The organism is Ewingella americana ATCC 33852 (genome assembly GCF_000735345.1).
In the GTDB taxonomy this organism is placed as follows: domain Bacteria; phylum Pseudomonadota; class Gammaproteobacteria; order Enterobacterales; family Enterobacteriaceae; genus Ewingella; species Ewingella americana.
In genome coordinates, this window is sequence record NZ_JMPJ01000038.1 from 93887 (window position 1) to 113164 (window position 19278).

Here is a 19278-nt window from a genome sequence, read left to right on the forward strand (position 1 = left end):
TCGCTCTACGATTCTTTAAGGGAAGTTTTACATGAGTAATAACCGTTGTGATGCCGTAGCGGCAGGCCAGATTGAACCCGCCTCCGCCGCGTGGCTGGCCGTGTTTTCACTGGCGATGGGGGTGTTTGGGCTATTAACGGCTGAATACCTTCCCGCCAGTTTGTTGACGCCGATGGCAACTGATCTTGGCGTTTCGGAGGCGCTGGCCGGGCAGGCCGTCACCGTGACCGCCGTCGTGGCGCTGTTTGCCGGGCTGTTGGTGCCAAGGTTAACGCGCACCTTAGACCGCCGCGTGGTACTGCTGAGTTTCACCCTGTTAATGATCGTCTCTAATCTGCTGGTGGCTTTATCATCCAGTCTGACAATTGTTTTAATCATGCGCATCCTGCTGGGGATAGCTCTGGGGGGATTCTGGAGCATGGCGGCGGCGGTTGCCATGCGTCTGGTTCCGGAGAAACGGGTACCGCGCGCGCTGTCGATTATCTTCAGCGGCATTGCTGTCGGCACGGTCGTTGCTGTCCCTCTCGGAAGTTATCTCGGCGGGCTATATGGCTGGCGCAGTGCTTTTGTGGCTGCCGCTGCGGTGGGGGTGATCACGCTAGCTTTCCAGTGGTGCGCCTTACCAAAGATGGCGGCGCTAAAACTGATAAAAACCGCGTCAGTGCTAGAGCTGCTTCGTCGGCCTGGTATTAGCATGGGCATGTTCGGCTGCGTCTTAGCCCACACCGGGCAGTACGCGCTTTTTACCTATATTCGGCCCGCCTTAGAAAGCGTGGTGCAAATTGATGTCAACGGTTTGGCACTGATGTTGCTCGGCTTCGGTATTGCCAACTTTGCTGGCACGTTGTTGGCTGGATGGGTGATAGAGCGCAGTCTGCGTGCCACCTTGATCATCATGCCGTCGCTGGTAGGCATAGCCGCGCTGGCAATGATTTTGCTGCCAATTGAAGCCACGGGCCTGATGCTGTTGGTGGCACTTTGGGGACTGGCTTTCGGCGGCATCCCTGTCGCGTGGTCAAACTGGGTAGCACGATCCTTACCCGATCAGGCCGAAAGTGCAGGGGGCATGGTGGTTGCGGCTGTGCAATCCTCCATCGCCGCCGGCGCGGCTTTGGGCGGGTTAGTGTTTGGCTTTAGCGGCGTCAGCGGGGTCTTTATGATTTCCGGCATCGTGATGTTGCTGGCCGCGTTGGTGATTGCATTACGAGTAAAAGGCTAGGGAACGCAGAAAGGGGGCAATAGGGAGTTAAGTTGCTGGGGTAAAAGCAGGCATCGCGGAGAAGATCTAATCCCTTACCAAATGCTGAAACTCGGCCTTATTCAGCCCAGTAATGGCTTCAATATCTTGTAAGGAGAGGCCCAATTGCGAAAGGCTGGTGATCCTCTGATGATCCAGAGAGTTGGTGCAGATAACGCGCAGCTCGCCGTGATGATTTTGCGGATTGTGTTCCAGTTTTTCAGCGGGCATGGCCACTCCTATCGATCATTATGGCGGTAAAAAAGGGGGATGGTGACATCCCCCGATTAGCAACAACTAGATATCGAATCTGTCCAGATGCATTACCTTGCTCCAGGCGGCAACAAAGTCTTTCACAAACTTCTCTTTGGCGTCGGCGCTGGCGTAAACCTCGGCAATAGCACGTAAGACGGAGTTGGAACCGAAAACAAGGTCCGCGCGGGTGGCGGTGAATTTCACTTCGCCGGTCACGCGGTCGCGGCCTTCAAACAGCTGCTTCGCGCCATCAATGGCTTTCCACTCATTACGCATGTCGAGCAGATTGCTAAAGAAGTCGGTGCTCAGTTCACCCACTTTATCGGTGAAAATACCGTGACTGCTGCCGTCGAAGTTAGCACCCAAGGCTCTTAAACCACCGACTAACACGGTGAGTTCAGAGACGGTCAGGGTCAGCTGCTGGGCTTTATCAATCAGCAGGTTTTCCGTCGCGCCGTGCAGGGTGTTTTTCAGGTAGTTGCGGAAGCCGTCGGCCTGCGGTTCGAGCAGGTTGAAGGACTCCACATCGGTCTGCTCTTGACGTGCATCGACACGGCCAGCAACAAACGGCACTTCGACGGTGACGCCAGCGGCTTTGGCAGCTTGCTCAACGCCCACGATACCCGCCAGCACGATGATGTCGGCCAGAGAGGCTTTGTGGAACTGCTGCTGAATGCCTTCCAGCGTTGGCAACACGCGAGCCGCCGTGGCGTTAACTTCCCACTCACGCTGTGGCAGCAGAGCGAGGCGCGCGCCATTGGCACCACCGCGTTTGTCGCCACCACGGAAGGTAGAAGCAGAAGCCCATGCTACCGAGGTCAGTTCGCTAACGGTCAGACCAGAATCCGCAATCTTCTCTTTCAGGAAGGCGATATCGCCGCTGGTTGGCTGATAAGTGGCGTCCGGCAGTGGATCTTGCCAAATCAGGTTTTCACCCGGGACTTCAGGCCCGATGTAGCGCGCTTTTGGCCCCATATCGCGGTGAGTCAGCTTGTACCAAGCGCGGGCAAAGGCTTCATTGAAGGTCTGCGGATCGTTAAGGAAACGACGGGAGATCTTCTCAAACTCAGGGTCGAAGCGCAGCGTCAGGTCGGTAACCAACATGGTCGGCTTGTGTTTTTTCGACGTATCAAAGGCGTTAGGGATGATGTCTGGGGCATCCACGGCTTCGAACTGGATCGCGCCCGCCGGGCTGCGAGTCTGCACCCATTCGTATTTGAACAGGTTCTCGAAGAAGTAGTTGCTCCACTGGGTCGGGGTCTGGGTCCAAGTAACTTCTAGCCCGGAGGAGATAGCATCCGCGCCGGAGCCTGAGCCATAGCTGCTGTTCCAGCCGAAGCCTTGAGCTTCAATCGGGGCTGATTCTGGGTCAACGCCAACATGGTCGGCGGAGCTGGCACCGTGGGTTTTACCCAGCGTGTGACCACCGGCAATCAGGGCGACGGTCTCTTCGTCGTCCATCCCCATGTTGCCGAAGGTAGCGCGAATAGCCGAGGCTGCGGAAGCCGGGTCGCCGCTGTGCTCTGGGCCTTCCGGGTTAACGTAGATCAGGCCCATTTCGGTGGCGCCTAATGGGCCCTGAGCCAGTGATTCCGGGTGACGGTGCTCAAGCCAATTCTTCTCGCCGCCCCAGTTGATATCCTGATCTGGCTCCCAAACGTCTTCACGCCCGGCACCAAAACCAAAGGTGCGGAAACCTGAATTCTCCAGCGCGACGTTACCCGCCAGAATATACAGGTCGGCCCAAGAGATTTTCTGACCATACTTCTGTTTCACTGGCCACAGCAGGCGGCGCGCTTTATCTAGGCTAACGTTGTCTGGCCAAGAGTTCAGGGGGGCAAAACGTTGCTGACCGCGACCCGAGCCGCCGCGACCGTCAACAGAACGGTAGGTACCTGCGCTGTGCCACGCCATGCGAATGAACAGCCCAATATAGCTGCCCCAGTCGGCTGGCCACCAAACCTGAGAATCGGTTAACAGGGTTTTGATATCGGCTTTAAGCGCGTAGTAATCGAGCTTTTGGAACTCCTTACGGTAATCAAAATCTTCACCTAAAGGGTTAGAACGATCGGAGTGCTGATTTAAAATGTCGACTCTTAACTGGCTTGGCCACCAGTCTCTATTATTTGTCCCGCCGCCAGCAGTTTCAGTAGGCTTCGCTTGATGAAACGGACATTTCCCGGGAGATGACTCGCTCTTGTTATCAATTAATTCGCTCACTTGCATACCCTCTTTTTGAATGTTTCATAATTAAGATAGCCAAGGAGATGATTAAGCGATAGCCGCATTATTCTATGGATTTGATAGTTCTTTCCAACCATTAGGAATAGTTATTTCCCCAATGTTTGTAGGGCAGTCCAAACAAGAATTTAATGTTTCAAAAAATTTATTAAAAACACCAAAAGCTTTATGCGTTTTACAACTGAGCTATTCCATTTGGCGTTAGGAATTTAGGTATGGCGTGAAGCACTGCGCTAGACCAGCTTTCTTGTAGGAAAGCCGCTTAATCCTCTGAGGGCGAAGCCATCCAATAAAAACTCCCCACGAAGCCTTATGCTGCGGCGAAGTGGGAACGTTACCGGCGCACTGTAAGGCGGCGAAAAAGATAGGGTGATGACGATTCCTCCCTATGATCTGTAGGAAGTTTCCCTATCGCGTCAGGCGCTATTGCGCATATTTTTTCGCCGCATAGTATGAATATCAGGCGCAAAAATGGAAGTGCAAGGATGAGCGCCAAAATTATTAAGGGATTTTTAGGGAATAATACAGGAAGAAAAGAAGTGACTTCTTTATGGACATTTATTTCATTAGGATTTTTGTTTGTGAATTTGAGTATCTATTCTTTACACTCAATTTCCATGTCCGAAATGCTCTCTATCTTTAACTTATTCTTTTTCTGAATAAGATGAAGTGATATTGAGCCTCGACTAATCGAATGGCTATATTTCGACGTTTTTTCAGTGCCACTAGGATTAAAAATATAAATGGATAAGAAGAATTAATTCAATTATCCAAATCTGATTAATTAAAAGGAGTTTTAAACCATGAAAAAAATCTTATTAGCTACCACCATTATTGCTTCCTTCTGTGCTGTGAACGCGGCTTCGGCAGCGTCGACTGGCACCATCACTTTTAATGGTGAATTAACAGCAACCACCTGTGATGTGGTCGTAGGGGGACAGGCGGCAGACGCTACCGTGACACTGCCTACCATTGCTATCAGTCAATTAACTAAGGCAGGCCAAACGGCGGGCAGAACCAATTTCCCAATGGCGCTGACCAACTGCGCCGGTACGCTGAAAACCGCCAGTGCTTATTTTGAAGATGGTAGCAGCGTTGATGCCACTACCGGGCGTCTGAATAACCTGACCGGCAACGCGACGGGTGTGCAATTGCAGCTGCTCGATGGCCAAGGTTCACGTGGGGTGATCAAAGTCGGTGACAGCAGCCAGACTGACAACAATAGCTATGTGGATGTCTCCACTGGCACCGCCAATCTGAACTACGACGTGGAGTATTACGCCACCGCAGCCACCACTGCCGGTACTGTGGTAAGCAACGTGGTTTATTCCATTCAGTACAAATAATTAGCTGATTTTCAAAGGGCTGCGAATCGGGCACGACACCATTCCCGGCCCTTTTTATTGACGAGTGAGAGTGAAGAATGAAAAGCCACAGCCCTCAATGGGTGACATTGCTCTGCGCCATAACCTTCAGCCTGCTTAGCACCTGCGCGTGGTCAAGCGTGGTGATTAGCGGCACGCGGGTTATCTATCCCGCCGGGCAAAAAGAAGTGACGGTAAAGCTCGATAACGTCGGCAGTGCGCCTGTACTCATCCAGAGCTGGATTGATAACGGTAATGTCGATACCAAACCAGAAAAGATCGTCGTACCGTTTATTCTCACGCCGCCGATCAACCGCGTTGAGCCAAAGAAAGGGCAAACACTGCGTGTAAGTTATACCGGTGCGCCGCTCCCTACGAATAAAGAGTCCGTCTTCTGGCTGAATGTTTTAGAGATCCCGGCTAAAGCTAAGTCAAAAGGCCAAGATAATTATCTGCAAGTTGCCTTCCGCTCGCGAATTAAGCTGTTTTTCCGTCCTCAGGGGCTGGAAGGTAATGCTAATGATGCAGTGAAAAGTGTCACGTGGAAATCCAGTCCAGAAGGGCTAACCGCCACGAATCCGACGCCGTATTTTGTCTCATTGGTGACGGTTGCCGTTAATAAACGGGAAACCGAGGGATATATGATCCCGCCGCAATCCTCGCTGTCTTTTAAATTCCCGGCGGCGGTATTACCCGGAGCTGAAATTAATTTAACGTCAGTGAATGACTATGGCGCAATCGTCAATAGCAAGGCCACCGTCAAATAATTTTCTCACGACTACCAAAAATAAAACGAATTAAAAAAATAATAAGAAGGGTGTTATGGAAAGAGATAACCCGCAAATATCCGCCTACCAGGGGCGACTCACACCACTCGGTATTTTGATTGCGGCCGCTTTACCCTGCGCGCCACTGTGGGCTGAGGGCAATATTCAGCCAAATGCTTCCCCGCAAGAGGTGGCGCAACATGTTGATTTCGATAGCTCCTTCCTCAATCTCGAGAATATCCATAGCGTAGATCTTTCGCGCTTTGCCAACGGCGCTTCGGCGACGCCTGGACGCTATCGCGTGGCTATTTATGTCAACGGCGAGGCGGTGGGTAATGAGGAGGTCGAGTTTGAAGGCGATTCAAATCAAAGGGTTTATCCCTGCTTAACCGCGCATATTCTACAGAGCATTAATTTTAACCAAGAAAAGCTGCCAAAAGATTTTATGCAGCCGCTGGCGAGTGAGGCAAGCTGTCTGGACCTTCAGCAGCGGCTGCCCGAGGCGCGTATCGCCTTCGACAGTAATGAACAGCGGCTGGATATCAGTATTCCACAGATTTATCTACGCCAGCGCGCGCAGGGGAGTGTCAATCCGGCGCTGTGGGACAGTGGCGTCACCGCCGCGATGCTGGGCTACAACCTTAATGCCTATAACAGTCAGGCCGGCAACTATCAGTATAAATCCCTGTATGCCGGCATCAATGCCGGGTTTAACCTTGGTGGCTGGTATCTGCGGCATAACGGCTCATATAACGCTACGGACCACGGCGAGAAGCACTACAGCACGATTAATACCTACGTGCAGCGGGATATTCCGACACTTCAGGGGCAGTTGCTGCTGGGTCAGTCGAATACTCAGGGGCAACTTTTCGACACGCTGCCGTTTACCGGCGTTCAGTTAGCCACTGACGAGCGCATGTTGCCGGAATCACTGCGCGGCTATGCGCCAGATATCCACGGCATTGCGCGAACTAACGCGCGGGTGACGGTACGGCAGAGTGGGCAAATTATCTATGAAACGACGGTCACTCCCGGCGAATTCCTGATTAACGATCTCTATCCGACGGGTTACGGCGGCGATCTTGAGGTAACGGTCCGCGAAGCTGACGGCAGTGAGCAGCGTTTTCTGGTGCCTTACTCCTCCGTCGCCCAACTGCTGCGGCCGGGAAGCAATCGTTATGCCTTAGTCGCCGGGAAACTGCGTAATCAGTTTTTACATACTAATCCCCAGCTGTATCAAGGCACCTGGCAGCGCGGGCTGAGCAATATTGTCACTGGCTACGGTGGCTTACAGACAAGCCAAGATTACTACGCATTACAGCTGGGATTGGCCTTTGGCACCCCGGTGGGCGCCGTGGCGGCGGATGTCACGCAGGCCAGAGCGCACCTTAATGACGACGGGCTGAGCAGTTCGGGGCAGAGCTACCGCGTTACTTACAGTAAAAGTATCAGTGAAACCCGCAGCAATCTGTCGGTGGCGGCTTATCGCTTCTCCACTAGCGGCTATCTGGATTTCAACACCGCGGCGGAAACCCGCGATTATCTTGAGCGCGGCTTGGGTGACAGCAACCTTTGGCGCGCCAAAAATCGGGCGACCGTGACGGCATCCCAGGGGCTACCGGGCAGTTGGGGGCAGTTTTATATCAGTAGTTCACTGCAAGATTATTGGAATAAATCGGGCAGCGATAAGCAATACCAGTTGGGCTACAACAATCAGTTTCAATCCCTCAGTTGGGGGATTAACGCCAGCCGCAGCCAGAGTGGTAATGGCATTAGCCAGAATAACTACCAGTTGACATTTAGCTTCCCGCTCGGGCGCGCAGCTAGCGTTTATACGCCGCAAATGCGCCTTGATTTCAATCGGGACAGCCATGGAAATAATGGCCAGCAGGCGACAATCTCCGGCGTGGCGGGCAGTGAAAATCAGTACAGCTACGGCGTTTCCGGGCTGCACAGCAATCACGGCGGCAGCAGCGGGTCAGTCAACGGGCAGTACCGCTCACCTTACAGCTCGCTCAACGCGGCCTATAGCACGGGGCGCGATTATCACAGCACATCGCTGGGCGCGACGGGCACCCTTATTGCTCATAGCGGCGGCCTGACGGCATCGCCTTATGTGGCAGATACCTTTGCGCTGGTGGAAGCCAAAGGGGCCAGCGGGGCGCACGTTTCCAGCTATCCGGGCGTGACGGTCGATCCCTTAGGCTATGCCGCCGTGCCGTATCTCAACCCGTATCAAATCAATGAAATCAGTATCGATCCGAAAGGCACCTCGTCTGACGTGGAGCTTGATAACACCACCCAACGCGTCGCCCCCTATGCCGGTGCGGTCGTGAAGGTTAAATATGTCAGTCATCGCGGCACGCCTGTGCTGATTAATGCCAGCTTCGACGGCGAACCCGTGGCCTTTGGCGCCAACGTGTTGGACAGCGCCGGTAACAGTGTGGGATCGGTGGGACAGGCCGGACAGATTTATGCCCGGGTGGCCGACGAGCAGGGTGAATTGCGCATCAAATGGGCTGATGGCCCCGACGGGCAGTGTCGCGTACGTTACCACCTGATGCCGCAAGCGAAAGGGAAAGCGGTGGAAAGTATTCAGCAGTTTAGCGCCACCTGCACCGAGGCAGTAAGCCCATCGCCCAGCCCCAAAGCCATGACGGCCAGTTCTGCCACTCAAAACAGGACCCAAAGCTAATGAATAACAGATTTACGCAGCTCTTTATTGGAGCCTTACTTATGCTGGGCGGAGTGTCAACGGCGCTGGCCAACACCTGTACTTATTACCCAGGTTCGGCAGATGCCCAATACACCCTTCCACTGCCGACGGCTAATATCTCCGTGGGGGCGGATATCCCCGTGGGGACGGTGCTGTATCGCATGCAGGCAGGCAACACCACCGCGCTGCGGCCTTGGTGGCACTGTACAACCGACGGCGGCAAAAGTTTTAACGTGTTGCAATATTTAACTCTGAGCAATACCCCTGCGCTGGTACCGAACTGGACCGGACGCTTTGCCGGTAAGCTCTACCAGACTTCCGTCGCTGGGATTGGTATTGCCTTTGTCAATGCCGATGGTTACAACGCCGGGCAGGATTCAGGAGCGCTTTCCACGTCCCCCTTTTTGAAATATACCATTCCAATTCCCGAAAACATTGATTGGCAATCTTTCTATGCCAACACAATGTACATCCATTTTGTTAAAACGGGTCCAGTGAGTGGTGGGGTAATTAATGGTGCGAATTTGCCTACGGTGACGCTTACCGCCAATAGCGATGCCCCAACGACAGGGATGCCATTGACGCCGCTTATCTACAATTTCAGCGGCTCGATGAACGTTATTGCCACCTCCTGCACGACGCCGGATGTAACCGTCAATCTGGGCAAACACGAAACCAATACCTTTAATGCCATCGGTGCGGCCTCGCCTTGGGTTGGGTTTAATATTGCTTTGCAAAACTGCCCGCCGATGTATGGCAGTTATCCTGAAAGCACCTCCCCGCCAACGGGCTTTAACGACCAAACCACCGCGCCGGGCACCGTAGTGCAAAATAGTATTACGCTGGGTTTTACTCCGGCTTATGGCATCGAAAATGCGGCGCAGGGGATTTTCAAGATTAACCCGGCGACGGGAAATGCCACCGGTGTCGGCATTCAGCTGGCTAGAGGCTCGAGTAATAACAACCCGCCGCTGGTGAATTTGGCACAGCTGATCAGCCAAAGTTTTGCCAGTACCAGCAATCAGAATTTCACTCTGCCGTTTCAGGCGCGTTATATCCAGACCGCCAGCAAGGTCACGCCAGGGCCAGCCGACGGTCGCGCCACTTTTACCATTAATTATTATTGAGGCAGGGCAATAAAGCAGAGCGTTGCGAAAGGGGAAAGCTTCGCCCGCCAGAGCGGCGGGCGGAGAGTGTTGAAAGCGAGCAGTCAGCAGCGAAAAGTAAAAAGGGCTTAACGGCCCTTTTTCTTGCGTCCCGGTTGGGCAAAGCGCTTGCGCGAGGCGGCGTTGCCGTCAGCTTTTTCGGCCACTTTAGGCTTGCTGACAGTCGGCTTTTTGGCCGCAGGTTTGGACTGAGGTTTCTTCGCCGGTTTATCTTCTGAAGAAGAGTTTTCAATCAGCTTAAACAACTCGATCAGTTCGTCGTCGGTCAGGTCACGCCATTCACCCAGCGGAATTCCCTTCAGGTTGACGTTCATGATCCGCGTGCGCTCAAGCTTGGTGACTTCATAACCAAAGTGCTTACACATGCGGCGGATCTGGCGGTTAAGCCCCTGAACCAGCGTAATGCGGAAGACAAAAGGCGCTTCCTGCTTGACTTTGCACTTCTTGGTCACCGTGCCGAGCATTGGTACACCGGCGCTCATGCCCTGAATAAACTCGTCGGTCACCGGCTTGTTCACGGTCACCACGTACTCTTTCTCGTGATTGTTACCAGCACGCAGGATTTTGTTGACCAGATCCCCGTGGTTGGTCAGGAAAATCAGCCCCTGCGAGTCTTTATCCAGACGGCCGATAGGGAAGACGCGCTTGCTGTGATTGACGAAATCACTGATGTTGTCGCGCTCGCCTTCTTCCATGGTAGTGATAATGCCCACCGGCTTATTCAGTGCGATCAGCACTAAATCTTCTTCATCGCGCGGTTCGATAAGCTGACCGTTAACTTTCACGACGTCACCGGCAAATACCTGAGCGCCAACGGCGGCGCGCTTACCGTTGATAAAAACGTTGCCTTGCTCAATGTAGCGATCGGCGTCACGGCGAGAACAGATGCCGCTCTCGCTAATGTATTTGTTAAGACGAATAGATGAGTTAGTCAGCATGGTTTCTCCGTAAAACGCGGACTATACATTATGCGAGTTAGCTTGCGAAGCCTGTTTGCGGCGAATCGTGCCGGGCATCAACGGGTTGAAATGGCGCGCAAAGCTGCCTTGATTAGCCAATAGGCAGACGATTGGCGATCGGGAAAAACACATTGGCGGATTAGCGAAAGAAACTAATATTTATTGCTTATAAACTTCATTCATCAACTGACCAAGTGCCTTGACTGGAGTGAACATGAATACCACCTTGAAAGTGACCGGAATTGCCGGAAGCCTGCGCGCAGGCTCTTTTTCCCACATGATTATGAATACGCTGGCGGAGCAACTGCCCGCAGGCGGCTCGCTGCACAACATCGATATCGGCGCGCTGCCGCATTACAACGAAGATCTTGAGCGCAACGCCTTGCCGGAATCGGTGATCAACGCTCGTGCCTTGGTCAGTGAGTCCGACGTGGTGTTTATCGTCACGCCGGAGTTTAACCACGGCATTCCGGGCGTGCTGAAAAACACGCTGGACTGGCTCTCGCGCCCGGCCTTTAACAGCCCGATGCTGCACAAATACGTGTTCTTTATTACCCACTCGCCGGGCGCGCTGGGCGGCGTACGGGCGCAATATCAGCTGCGCGAAACCTTGGCCTCCATGCACTGTAACTTCGTGCCGATGGGGGAAATTGCCATCCCGCACATAGGGGAGAAGGTCGAGGAAAATCGCCTGACTGACCCGCGCAGTGTCGAGTTTATTCGCCAGCAGATGGCGCGGTTTATCGACAAAGCGCAGGCCGCGTCGGCTCAGTTAAATCAGGCTTGGGGCTAAGTGATGCAGATGCTGCTGGCGCTCGGCGCGGGCCTGTTTGTCGGCCTGCTGTTCTCATGGCTGCGCGTGCCTTTGCCTGCACCGCCCACGCTAACCGGCATTATCGGCGCGTTCGGGGTGTTTATGGGCAGCGTGCTTTTTCGGCTCATCGTAAGGTAAACAATGAAAATACAGATCATTATTGGCAGTGTCCGACAAGGCCGTATTGGCCCGCAAATCGCCCAGTGGGTGCAGGACAGCCTGATGGCGGCAGGTGAGGAGTGCAGCGCAGAAATTATCGACTTGGCGCAGTGGCCGCTGCCGATGGACGACGAGCCGTTTATGCCTTCTTCCGGCCAATATCTTCAGCCGCACACGCTGCGCTGGAGTGAGAAAATCAGCCAAGGGCAGATGATGATTTTTGTCTTCCCGCAATACAATTGGGGCTATCCGGCGGCGCTGAAAAACGCCATTGACCACCTTTATCATGAGTGGAAAGGCAAACCAGCCCTGATGGTCAGCTACGCCAATCGCGGCGGTGGTAAGGCCGCGGCTCAGTTAAAGCAGGTGTTGGAAGGCATTCACATGCAGCCGCTGAGTGCGGGCATTGAGATTAAACTCTCCGAGCTGGTGTTTGCCGAGGATGGCGCGATAGTTCAGGCGGCTGAAGGGCTGAGTCCCTATCTTCAACAGCTGATTGATGCGCTAAAAGAGGCACTTTCGCTCACCAAGGCAAGCCGTTAGCGCTGCGCCTCTTCTGACTGTTCGCGCATCAAAGACATATAGCGGCGCGGCGGCACGCCCAGCACGCGGGTGAATAGGGTGGTGAAGCTGCTGGCGCTGGAGTAACCCAGCTCCAGCGCGGTGGCGGTGATGGTATGGCCGCGAGCCAGCTTATCGATTGAGGTCACCAGTCGCATATGCTCGCGCCAGCGGCGGAAGGTCATCCCCGTCTCGGCGACAAACAGCCGGGAGAGCGTGCGCTCGCTGCTGTTAACCCGGGCCGCCAGCGCCTCAATGCTCAAATCCGCCCCTGGTTCCTGATGCAAAATAGCAATCGCCTTGCGCAGGCGTCGGTCCTGCCCGTGAGGCACAAACAGGCCGGGCGTGGCGACAGGGCGCACCAGCTGTAACACCATCAGTTCGGCAATCAGCCCCAGCGATTGCACCACGTGCTCCGCGCTTTTCTCCTGCTCATCCTCCAGCCTTACCGCCTCACGGGCCAGTTCACGCAGCAAATCAGATACCGCCAAAGCCCGACACTCCGCGGGCAGGCGCTGGGCAATTTGCGGCGGAAATTTAACGTTTATCAGCGACGACGTTTCACTGTAAGACGCGGCGTGTGGCGTTTGTGGCGGCACCCAGACCGCCAGCCCCGGCGGAGCCAGCCACCACCCCTGATCCGCCGTGACGCGCATGGTCCCACCCAGCACCACCGTCAATTGCCCGCTGTGGTGTTGATGCGTCGGCACACCACCACCCGCAGGATGGACAATAAAGCTGGCGCTAAGAGGTAGCAAGGCTGGGGGAGTGGGCATAGGAGTTCTATTAGTTTGTCGGTTGGCGGTCGGATCTATCCTACTGCTAAATGGAGAAGAAAAATCCATTTTCTGCCTCAGCCAACTCACATAATCAGGTTTGTTAATGCAGGTTATGAATATTACAAAAAGCAGATCCCAACCTACAATTGATTCCATTCTGGAATAAATGGGAGTAATTCGATGCAAAGTTTTCGTCTAAAGCAGTTGGGAAGTTTGGACTATTTACAGACAGTAAAAGAGCAGATCCCTGATCCAGCGGCCAATGAAGTCTTGGTGAAGATCCGCGCCTGTAGCCTCAATTATCGCGACCTTTCCATGCTTTATGGCACAGGGACTTTAACCCCGAAAAATGGCCTGATCCCTCTTTCCGATGGCGCTGGAGAAGTGGAGTGGTGAAGCTCGGGGCGTCGGTGAGCCGATTCAAACTTAATGATCGCGTGGCCGGGACCTTTTTCCCCCACTGGCAAGCTGGCAGACTGACCGCCGACACGGGAAGAGGGGCCTATGGACTGGCGCAAGACGGCTGGCTGACCGAGTATAAGGTCGTCAATCAAGAAGCCTTGGTCAAGCTGCCAGACTCTTTGTCATTTGCGGAAGGTTCAACCTTGCCCTGCGCGGCAGTGACCGCTTGGAATAGTCTGACCCAGTCTCGCCCATTGCAGCCCGGAGAAACCGTGCTGATTCAAGGAACCGGTGGGGTGTCTTTATTTGCGCTACAGTTCGCAAAAACCATGGGCTTGCAGGTGATTTCACTGACATCGACGGCGGAGAAGGCATCGCTTCTTAACGATTTAGGGGCAGATCATATTGTTAACTATAAAGAAAATCCCGAATGGCACCGGCAGATACGGGAAATAACCGGCGGTGAAGGAGTTGAAAGAATTGTTGAGGTTGGCGGGCCGGGAACCATTGAAAACTCTTTAAAATCAGTCCGATTGGGAGGTGAAATCGCGCTGATAGGCTTCGCTTCCCAGAGCCAATCCCCGATAGATTTTATGCAGTTGTTCAAAGCCGGAGCCACTATCCGGCCTTTAAGCGTCGGGTCACGGGAAGATTTTGAAAATATGAACCGCGCATTGTCCTTCAAACCGATAAAACCAGTAATAAGCCAAACCTTCGACTTCGACGACTCAGTTTCTGCATGGAAATATCTTGAGCAGAAGAATCATGTCGGCAAAGTGGTTATTTTGCCGAGCTGAGCTGAGCTGAGCTGAGAAGAGAGGGGGAGATTATCCGCAAAGGGCACATTAGCGAAATCCTCTCACAAATGGCCCATATGGGTAGGGATCACCACTAATCGCTATCAATATCCAGCAGGTTATTGAGGGCATGAGAGCGCAGTTCGTTGACCTTACTGATGCTTTTGTCCGGTGAGGAGCGCACCACGTCTCGCGGATCATTAATCAGCACATGGCCATTGTGATCGACCAAGAATTGCAGGTCTTCTATATGGACTTCGAGGTTTTTCAACCGACGAATAATGGCATTACAGTCTTCGAGCACGTTTTTATTAAACTTCAGGTTATCCGGCAGGCTTTTTTTGTTATTCACAATGTCTTCGGAGTCGAGCGCGTTATGAATAAAGTCTTTTGCCACGCCGACGCTGCCTTGGTGCTTAACCAACGCATGAGCGTCTACCACAGGAAATCCCAGATTTTTAAGCTGCTTGGTGGTTTCCAGTTCTTTTTGGGCATATTGCTCGGCGGGGATGCTGCCCGTGGTTCCTGGGCGGAAAAGGCAAATACACTGGCGCGGATCTTGGCGCGAGTGGAATACATCTTTTTGACTGCCCGCACCCACTTTTTGCCCTAAAGATGGAACATCGTGAAAGGCATTTGGCGTGACTGAGGTGCTAGAAGGGCCTTGGTAACGACTTGGTGCGACATTGTTAGAGACATTGAACATGTTGGTTTCCTCACAGTGATATGGTGGTGAGTAAATCCAGCCGTAGAGGGGTTCCAGCCACATATTCTTTGTTGAAGGTTGGTTTAAAAATAGGGAACAGAAGGGGGGAAGTGCCTGCGCCTGATAGCTAACTATCAGGCGCGAGGAAGTGCGGCTTAAGCCTGCGGGTCTTGCGTTACGTCGGTGATTTTAGGGCCTTGCGGGTCCTGAGCTTTTGGCTCGGCCACGGCCTGTTTGGTCGGTGGCGTGCTTAACTCGGAGAAGGCTGGCTTGGAGCTGGCAACCGAGTAGCCGACATATTTCTCATCATCCGGCGACGTGGTGACTTCGACCGATGGAATAGTCACGCGGCCAATCAGCGAACGGGCATAGCCGCCCACTTCATGCTTACCGGCTGGCAGGTGGACTTCCATGCTTTCACCAATCGCCAAAGCACCGGCATCGCTACCGTCTACGGTGACAAACACCTTGGTGCCATCATCAGTTTTAGCCGGAACGTGTGTCACGGTGACGCGCGTCGGGCCAGAGGTAAAGTCAGGTGCTGGCTCTGCTGGGGCGTGTTTCGCACAGCCCGTGAGCGCAAAAGCGGCCGCAACGGCGGCGAGGGTGAAACGATGAATCATAGCGCGGCATTTTCCTCGAATAATTTTTGTGATCTGGGTAGCAATATACCCGATCGGGAGAAAGAGATGAATGCAGCGACCGGGAACTCGGAGGATTCTATTGTCAGCAATAATGAATAGCGACTTACTTATCAGGAGAACATGAGATGCAATTGATTGAAACCACCCCACCGGCAGAGGATTTTTGCCGTTTGCGTCAGATTGCCGGATTATCCCCAAGGCCCTTCGAGGGCGTGGTGAGAGCACTTCCCGCCAGTCTTTATGGGGTACATATTGTGGTGGCGGGGAAGATTGTGGGTATGGGCCGAGTGGTTGGGGATGGTGCGATTAACTTTGAAATCGTGGATATTGCGGTCGACCCAGAGCAGCAGGGCAAGGGATATGGCCGCCTCATCATGGAGAGCATTATGGCCTATTTGCAAAAAACGGCTTTGGCCGGAGCCTATGTCAGCCTGATGGCCGACGTGCCAGAGCTGTATGAAAAGTTTGGTTTTAAACTGACGCGACCGGCCAGTGAAGGGATGTATATCAGTTGGAAATAAGGGGAGAGCCAGACCCTGCGGACTGATTTTCCCCTCTATTCACTTTTAAAGCGCTCAGGCCGGGCGCTTCACGGCGATGCATTTCACTTCAACCAGCAGCCCCGGATGAGCCAGTTCGGTGACGCCGATGCAGGTCCATGCGCAGTGTCCGCGTGGGAACAGGCTGTCTTTTACCCGGCGGAAAACATCCATATGTTGTTTCATATCAACATGATAAGTGGTCATTTCTACCACGTCCTCGAAGGTGCATCCGGCCTCTTCCAGCACGGTACGCAGGTTCTCCCAGCAGGCGGTGAATTGTGCTTCCGGGTCGCTGATCACTTGTAAATCCGCAGTGCGGCCAACTTGTCCGGCACAATAAAGGGTATTGCCGACCAGCACCGCCGGGGCGTAACCGGCTCTCTCTGCTAAGGCTTGCATCGCCGGGGGCGTGATGATTTGTCTGTCTGACACGACGGAAATCTCCTGATTAGGATAGAAAATGACATGGGCAAATGCCCATCGCCTGAGGATGATCATACCCTTAGCAGGAGGAGATAGGGAGAGAGGCGGATTGTCATAAAGAGCTAAAGTAGCCTGCTAACGAATGCCGAAACGGGGAAATAACGCCCTTATGGAAAAGGGCGTTTGGGGCAGTGCACGCTTCGCTAGAACATTTCACCCATATTTAATTGACCCATCAGCAGGGCGTTGTCGCTGTAATCCACCGGCACGGCAACCACCGCCGGGCCTTGCACATCCATGGCGGCGCGCAGGGTGCTTTCGAGGGTGTCAGAGGAGGTGACGGCGAACCCTTTGGCGCCGAAGGCTTCGGCATAGGCTTTAAAGTCTATCGGCCCGAATTTTACGCCGGAGGTGCGCTGGTACTTCTTCTCTTCCTGAATCGCCACCATGTTGTAGCAGTCATCCACCCAGATGATGTGCAGCAGGTTGACGCCCAGTCGTACGGCGGTTTCCAGCTCCATGCTCGACTGCATAAAGCCGCCATCGCCCGATACCGACACCACTTTGCGGCCGGGTTCCACCAGCGCCGCGCCAATCGCCCACGGCAGGGCCACGCCCATGGTCTGCTGGCCATTGGAAATCAGCACCTGCCGCGCTCGGAAGCTATACAGATAGCGGGCAATCCAGATGTGGAAACTGCCCATGTCCACGCACAGGGTGACGTCGCTGTTGACGATATCCTGCATCGCGCGCACCAAGCGAAGAGGGTGAATGGCGAACTGGTTCAGGCTGCGGCCTTTCTGCGCCAGCAGTTCGCGCTGTTGGCGGCGGTCGTCGAGAATCGAAAGCGTCTCGGTGCTGAGGGTAAACTGCTGGTGGACCTGCTCGGTCAGTAAGTCCAGCGTGTCGGCGATGTCGCCCACCAGTTCAACGTCCGGCGTGTAGTCGCTGTCCGTCTCGGCAGGCACCACGTCGATATGCACCAGCTCCGCCGTGCCGTTGCTCCACTGAGCCGGTTCATACTCCACCGGGCTGTAGCCGACGGTGATCACCAAGTCGGCATTGCGCAGCAGGCGGTCACCGGCCTGATTGTTGAACAAGCCTACGCGCCCGGCAAAACGGTGGAAGTGCGCCTGCTCAATCACCCCCGCCGCCTGATAGGTGCTGGTGACCGGCAGGTCGCTTTTGTTGAGGAAGCGACGAATAGCTTCGGCATTGCGCGGCTGGCTGGCCATCAGGCCTAGAAGCAACACCGGCCTTTTAGCTTTTTTCAGGCAGGCGGAGACTTGGCGGATCGCGTCGTGCGGCGCGCTGCCGAGGGTCGGCGAGTGTGAGCTCAGTAAGCGGCCCTGCGCCGGTTCATTGATAATGTCCATCGGCAGGCTGATAAAAGAGGCACCGGGGCGGCCAAATTCGGCGGCGCGAAAGCCGTTGGCCAGCACTTCGGACAGGGCAGATGACGAAGTGACTTCGGCGGCGAACTTGGTCACCGGGCGGAACATCGACACCGTGTCCATGGTCTGGTGGACCTGTTTCACATGGTCAGCGCGTTTTACCGCGCCACCAATGGCCACCAGCGGATCGCCTTCTGAGGTGGCAGTGGCCACGCCGGTAATGAGGTTTGAGCAGCCCGGACCCGAGGTGACCAGCGCCACGCCGGCTTTGCTGGTCAGTCGCCCGACGGCTCCAGCCATAAAGGCGGCATTGGCCTCGTGGCGCACCGGAATGGTCACGATTGAGGAGTCGACCAGCGAGTCAAATACCCGGTCAATCTTGGCGCCGGGAATGCCAAACACGTGCTTCACGCCCTGTTGTTCGAGCTGTGCTACCACTAAGTCCGCGCCACATTTCCACGCATTTTTGCTGTCTGAATTTTTCATAATTACTGCTCCTGAGTGGATGTTGTGGATTAGCTTTCAACGGTGCGAATAGCGTCATCGAGGTTTTCAGGGCTGAGGTCGGCCTGCATAAAGTCACTGTCCGTTGGGAAGTCGATCAGCAATTTGTCTACCGTGCCGAAGGTCAACACGCCGCTTTCCAACTGATAATCCAGCACGTGGCCGCCGCTGCTGCGCTCGCGATTGATAAAGTGCTCGTGGTAACCGGCGACGTTAATGCCTTGCATATATTCCGGCGTGAGGAAGCCAATCAGCACCCCTGCGGAATTCTCAATATGGAAGGTTGGCTGCGCCTCGATAGCTTCCAGCATCGGCTTATACGGGCGGTGCTGCTCCGGCACGGTGCGGGTATCAACGCGGCTAAACACGCCGTCAATGCGCAGGGCGCAGAAGGTGTTATTGCTGGCAATCACGTCATCAATGATCTGGTGGATTTCGTCGCGGCTGTGCGGCTTGTCGAGGTGATACTCATTAGTCGGGTTGAAGAATGTCATTACGGCAAACGGAGTTTTCTGCTCCGGTCGCGCCCGGCGGGCAGTGCCGTCGCCGCGCAGCTGGAAGATGTTGCTGTTGAAGGCGATCAGCTCGCCGTCGAGATGGTTAAAGGTACCAAGGCCGAAGTCGCCGTGTTTCAGCAGGTCAGCCATGGTGGTGTTGCCTTCATACACCCCGCTCAGCAGGGCGCTCATCATCGAGGACTGGTAGATGACGCGTTCAGGATGCTGCTGTTGGAGTTGCAGGGCGCTACGCGTGATATCCGCCACGCAAGAGCAGTCGCTGTGGTCGTCGTGGCGGTGAAGTTTGTGGGCTGTCATGGTGTCGCTCCGGTTGAAAATGGTTAGCGTTGT

At 54.3% G+C, this 19278-nt stretch carries 20 protein-coding genes; 11 read left to right on the top strand and 9 right to left on the bottom strand.

Translation table 11 applies throughout. The features are described from left to right. Positions 1–31 precede the first annotated feature (31 nt). Entirely contained in the window at positions 32–1219 is a 1188-nt protein-coding gene (locus tag GEAM_RS06545; RefSeq protein WP_034789723.1) for an MFS transporter, read from the top strand. Positions 1220–1285: 66 nt separating this feature from the next. On the opposite strand, the gene GEAM_RS06550 is transcribed toward GEAM_RS06545, so the two are convergent. Further along, positions 1286–1468: a hypothetical protein gene (locus GEAM_RS06550; RefSeq protein ID WP_034789727.1), complete on the bottom strand. Its 183-nt coding sequence runs from the start codon at positions 1466–1468 to the stop codon at positions 1286–1288. Positions 1469–1534: 66 nt separating this feature from the next. Next, complete coding sequence (gene katG / locus GEAM_RS06555) at positions 1535–3712, bottom strand: catalase/peroxidase HPI (protein WP_419471219.1); 2178 nt, start codon at positions 3710–3712, stop codon at positions 1535–1537. An 824-nt stretch (positions 3713–4536) separates the two neighbouring features. Between katG and GEAM_RS06560 the strand changes: the two genes are divergently transcribed. The 4 genes from GEAM_RS06560 (at position 4537) to GEAM_RS06575 (ending at position 9707) form a co-directional block, all read left to right on the top strand. Then, positions 4537–5079, top strand: coding sequence for a fimbrial protein (locus GEAM_RS06560; RefSeq protein WP_034789730.1), 543 nt, complete (start codon positions 4537–4539; stop codon positions 5077–5079). A 77-nt stretch (positions 5080–5156) separates the two neighbouring features. Then, the gene (locus GEAM_RS06565; RefSeq protein ID WP_034789731.1) at positions 5157–5864 is read left to right on the top strand and encodes a fimbrial biogenesis chaperone; all 708 of its coding nucleotides are present in this window, start codon (positions 5157–5159) and stop codon (positions 5862–5864) included. A gap of 55 nt (positions 5865–5919) precedes the next feature. After that, on the top strand, positions 5920–8559 hold the full coding sequence (locus GEAM_RS06570; RefSeq protein ID WP_072009874.1) for a fimbria/pilus outer membrane usher protein: 2640 nt from the start codon (positions 5920–5922) through the stop codon (positions 8557–8559). Positions 8560–8600: 41 nt separating this feature from the next. Then, positions 8601–9707: a fimbrial protein gene (locus GEAM_RS06575; RefSeq protein ID WP_167333523.1), complete on the top strand. Its 1107-nt coding sequence runs from the start codon at positions 8601–8603 to the stop codon at positions 9705–9707. Between the two features lie 107 nt (positions 9708–9814). Here GEAM_RS06575 and rluF read toward each other — a convergent pair whose 3' ends face one another. After that, on the bottom strand, positions 9815–10684 hold the full coding sequence (rluF, locus tag GEAM_RS06580) for a 23S rRNA pseudouridine(2604) synthase RluF (protein WP_034789733.1): 870 nt from the start codon (positions 10682–10684) through the stop codon (positions 9815–9817). A gap of 235 nt (positions 10685–10919) precedes the next feature. Here rluF and GEAM_RS06585 point away from each other — a divergent pair, with 235 nt between their 5' ends. From GEAM_RS06585 to GEAM_RS06595, 3 genes are read left to right on the top strand one after another with little or no spacing between them, the layout of a single operon-like run. Next, positions 10920–11498, top strand: a complete 579-nt coding sequence (locus GEAM_RS06585; RefSeq protein WP_051899429.1) for an NADPH-dependent FMN reductase — start codon at positions 10920–10922, stop codon at positions 11496–11498. Positions 11499–11501: 3 nt separating this feature from the next. Further along, positions 11502–11657, top strand: a complete 156-nt coding sequence (locus GEAM_RS06590; RefSeq protein WP_154147579.1) for a XapX domain-containing protein — start codon at positions 11502–11504, stop codon at positions 11655–11657. Positions 11658–11660: 3 nt separating this feature from the next. After that, positions 11661–12221 carry an NADPH-dependent FMN reductase gene (locus tag GEAM_RS06595; protein WP_034789737.1) on the top strand — a complete coding sequence of 187 codons (561 nt, stop codon included), beginning with the start codon at positions 11661–11663 and terminating at the stop codon, positions 12219–12221. Here the strand turns inward: GEAM_RS06595 and GEAM_RS06600 are convergent. Further along, positions 12218–13015: an AraC family transcriptional regulator gene (locus tag GEAM_RS06600; protein WP_051899430.1), complete on the bottom strand. Its 798-nt coding sequence runs from the start codon at positions 13013–13015 to the stop codon at positions 12218–12220. The two genes, GEAM_RS06595 and GEAM_RS06600, sit on opposite strands and share 4 nt — an antisense overlap. Positions 13016–13198: 183 nt before the next feature. Between GEAM_RS06600 and GEAM_RS23415 the strand changes: the two genes are divergently transcribed. Beyond that, positions 13199–13414, top strand: a complete 216-nt coding sequence (locus tag GEAM_RS23415; protein WP_244956599.1) for an alcohol dehydrogenase catalytic domain-containing protein — start codon at positions 13199–13201, stop codon at positions 13412–13414. Continuing rightward, positions 13408–14217, top strand: a complete 810-nt coding sequence (locus tag GEAM_RS06605; RefSeq protein WP_244956600.1) for a zinc-dependent alcohol dehydrogenase family protein — start codon at positions 13408–13410, stop codon at positions 14215–14217. The genes GEAM_RS23415 and GEAM_RS06605 overlap by 7 nt, the downstream gene beginning before the upstream one ends. Positions 14218–14311: 94 nt before the next feature. Here the strand turns inward: GEAM_RS06605 and hopBF1 are convergent, their stop codons facing one another. Next, positions 14312–14923, bottom strand: a complete 612-nt coding sequence (hopBF1, locus tag GEAM_RS06610) for a T3SS effector protein kinase HopBF1 (RefSeq protein ID WP_034789740.1) — start codon at positions 14921–14923, stop codon at positions 14312–14314. A gap of 155 nt (positions 14924–15078) precedes the next feature. After that, complete coding sequence (locus GEAM_RS06615; protein ID WP_072009875.1) at positions 15079–15546, bottom strand: hypothetical protein; 468 nt, start codon at positions 15544–15546, stop codon at positions 15079–15081. 146 nt (positions 15547–15692) lie between these two features. Between GEAM_RS06615 and GEAM_RS06620 the strand changes: the two genes are divergently transcribed. Beyond that, the gene (locus tag GEAM_RS06620; RefSeq protein WP_034789742.1) at positions 15693–16088 is read left to right on the top strand and encodes a GNAT family N-acetyltransferase; all 396 of its coding nucleotides are present in this window, start codon (positions 15693–15695) and stop codon (positions 16086–16088) included. 54 nt (positions 16089–16142) lie between these two features. On the opposite strand, the gene GEAM_RS06625 is transcribed toward GEAM_RS06620, so the two are convergent. The 3 genes from GEAM_RS06625 to budA form a co-directional block, all read right to left on the bottom strand. Beyond that, positions 16143–16541 (bottom strand): RidA family protein, encoded by a 399-nt coding sequence (locus GEAM_RS06625; protein WP_034789744.1) that lies wholly within the window; start codon positions 16539–16541, stop codon positions 16143–16145. 194 nt (positions 16542–16735) lie between these two features. Then, positions 16736–18412, bottom strand: a complete 1677-nt coding sequence (gene alsS, locus GEAM_RS06630; RefSeq protein ID WP_034789746.1) for an acetolactate synthase AlsS — start codon at positions 18410–18412, stop codon at positions 16736–16738. Between the two features lie 29 nt (positions 18413–18441). Beyond that, positions 18442–19245, bottom strand: a complete 804-nt coding sequence (gene budA / locus GEAM_RS06635; RefSeq protein WP_034789748.1) for an acetolactate decarboxylase — start codon at positions 19243–19245, stop codon at positions 18442–18444. Between the last annotated feature and the right edge of the window lie 33 nt (positions 19246–19278).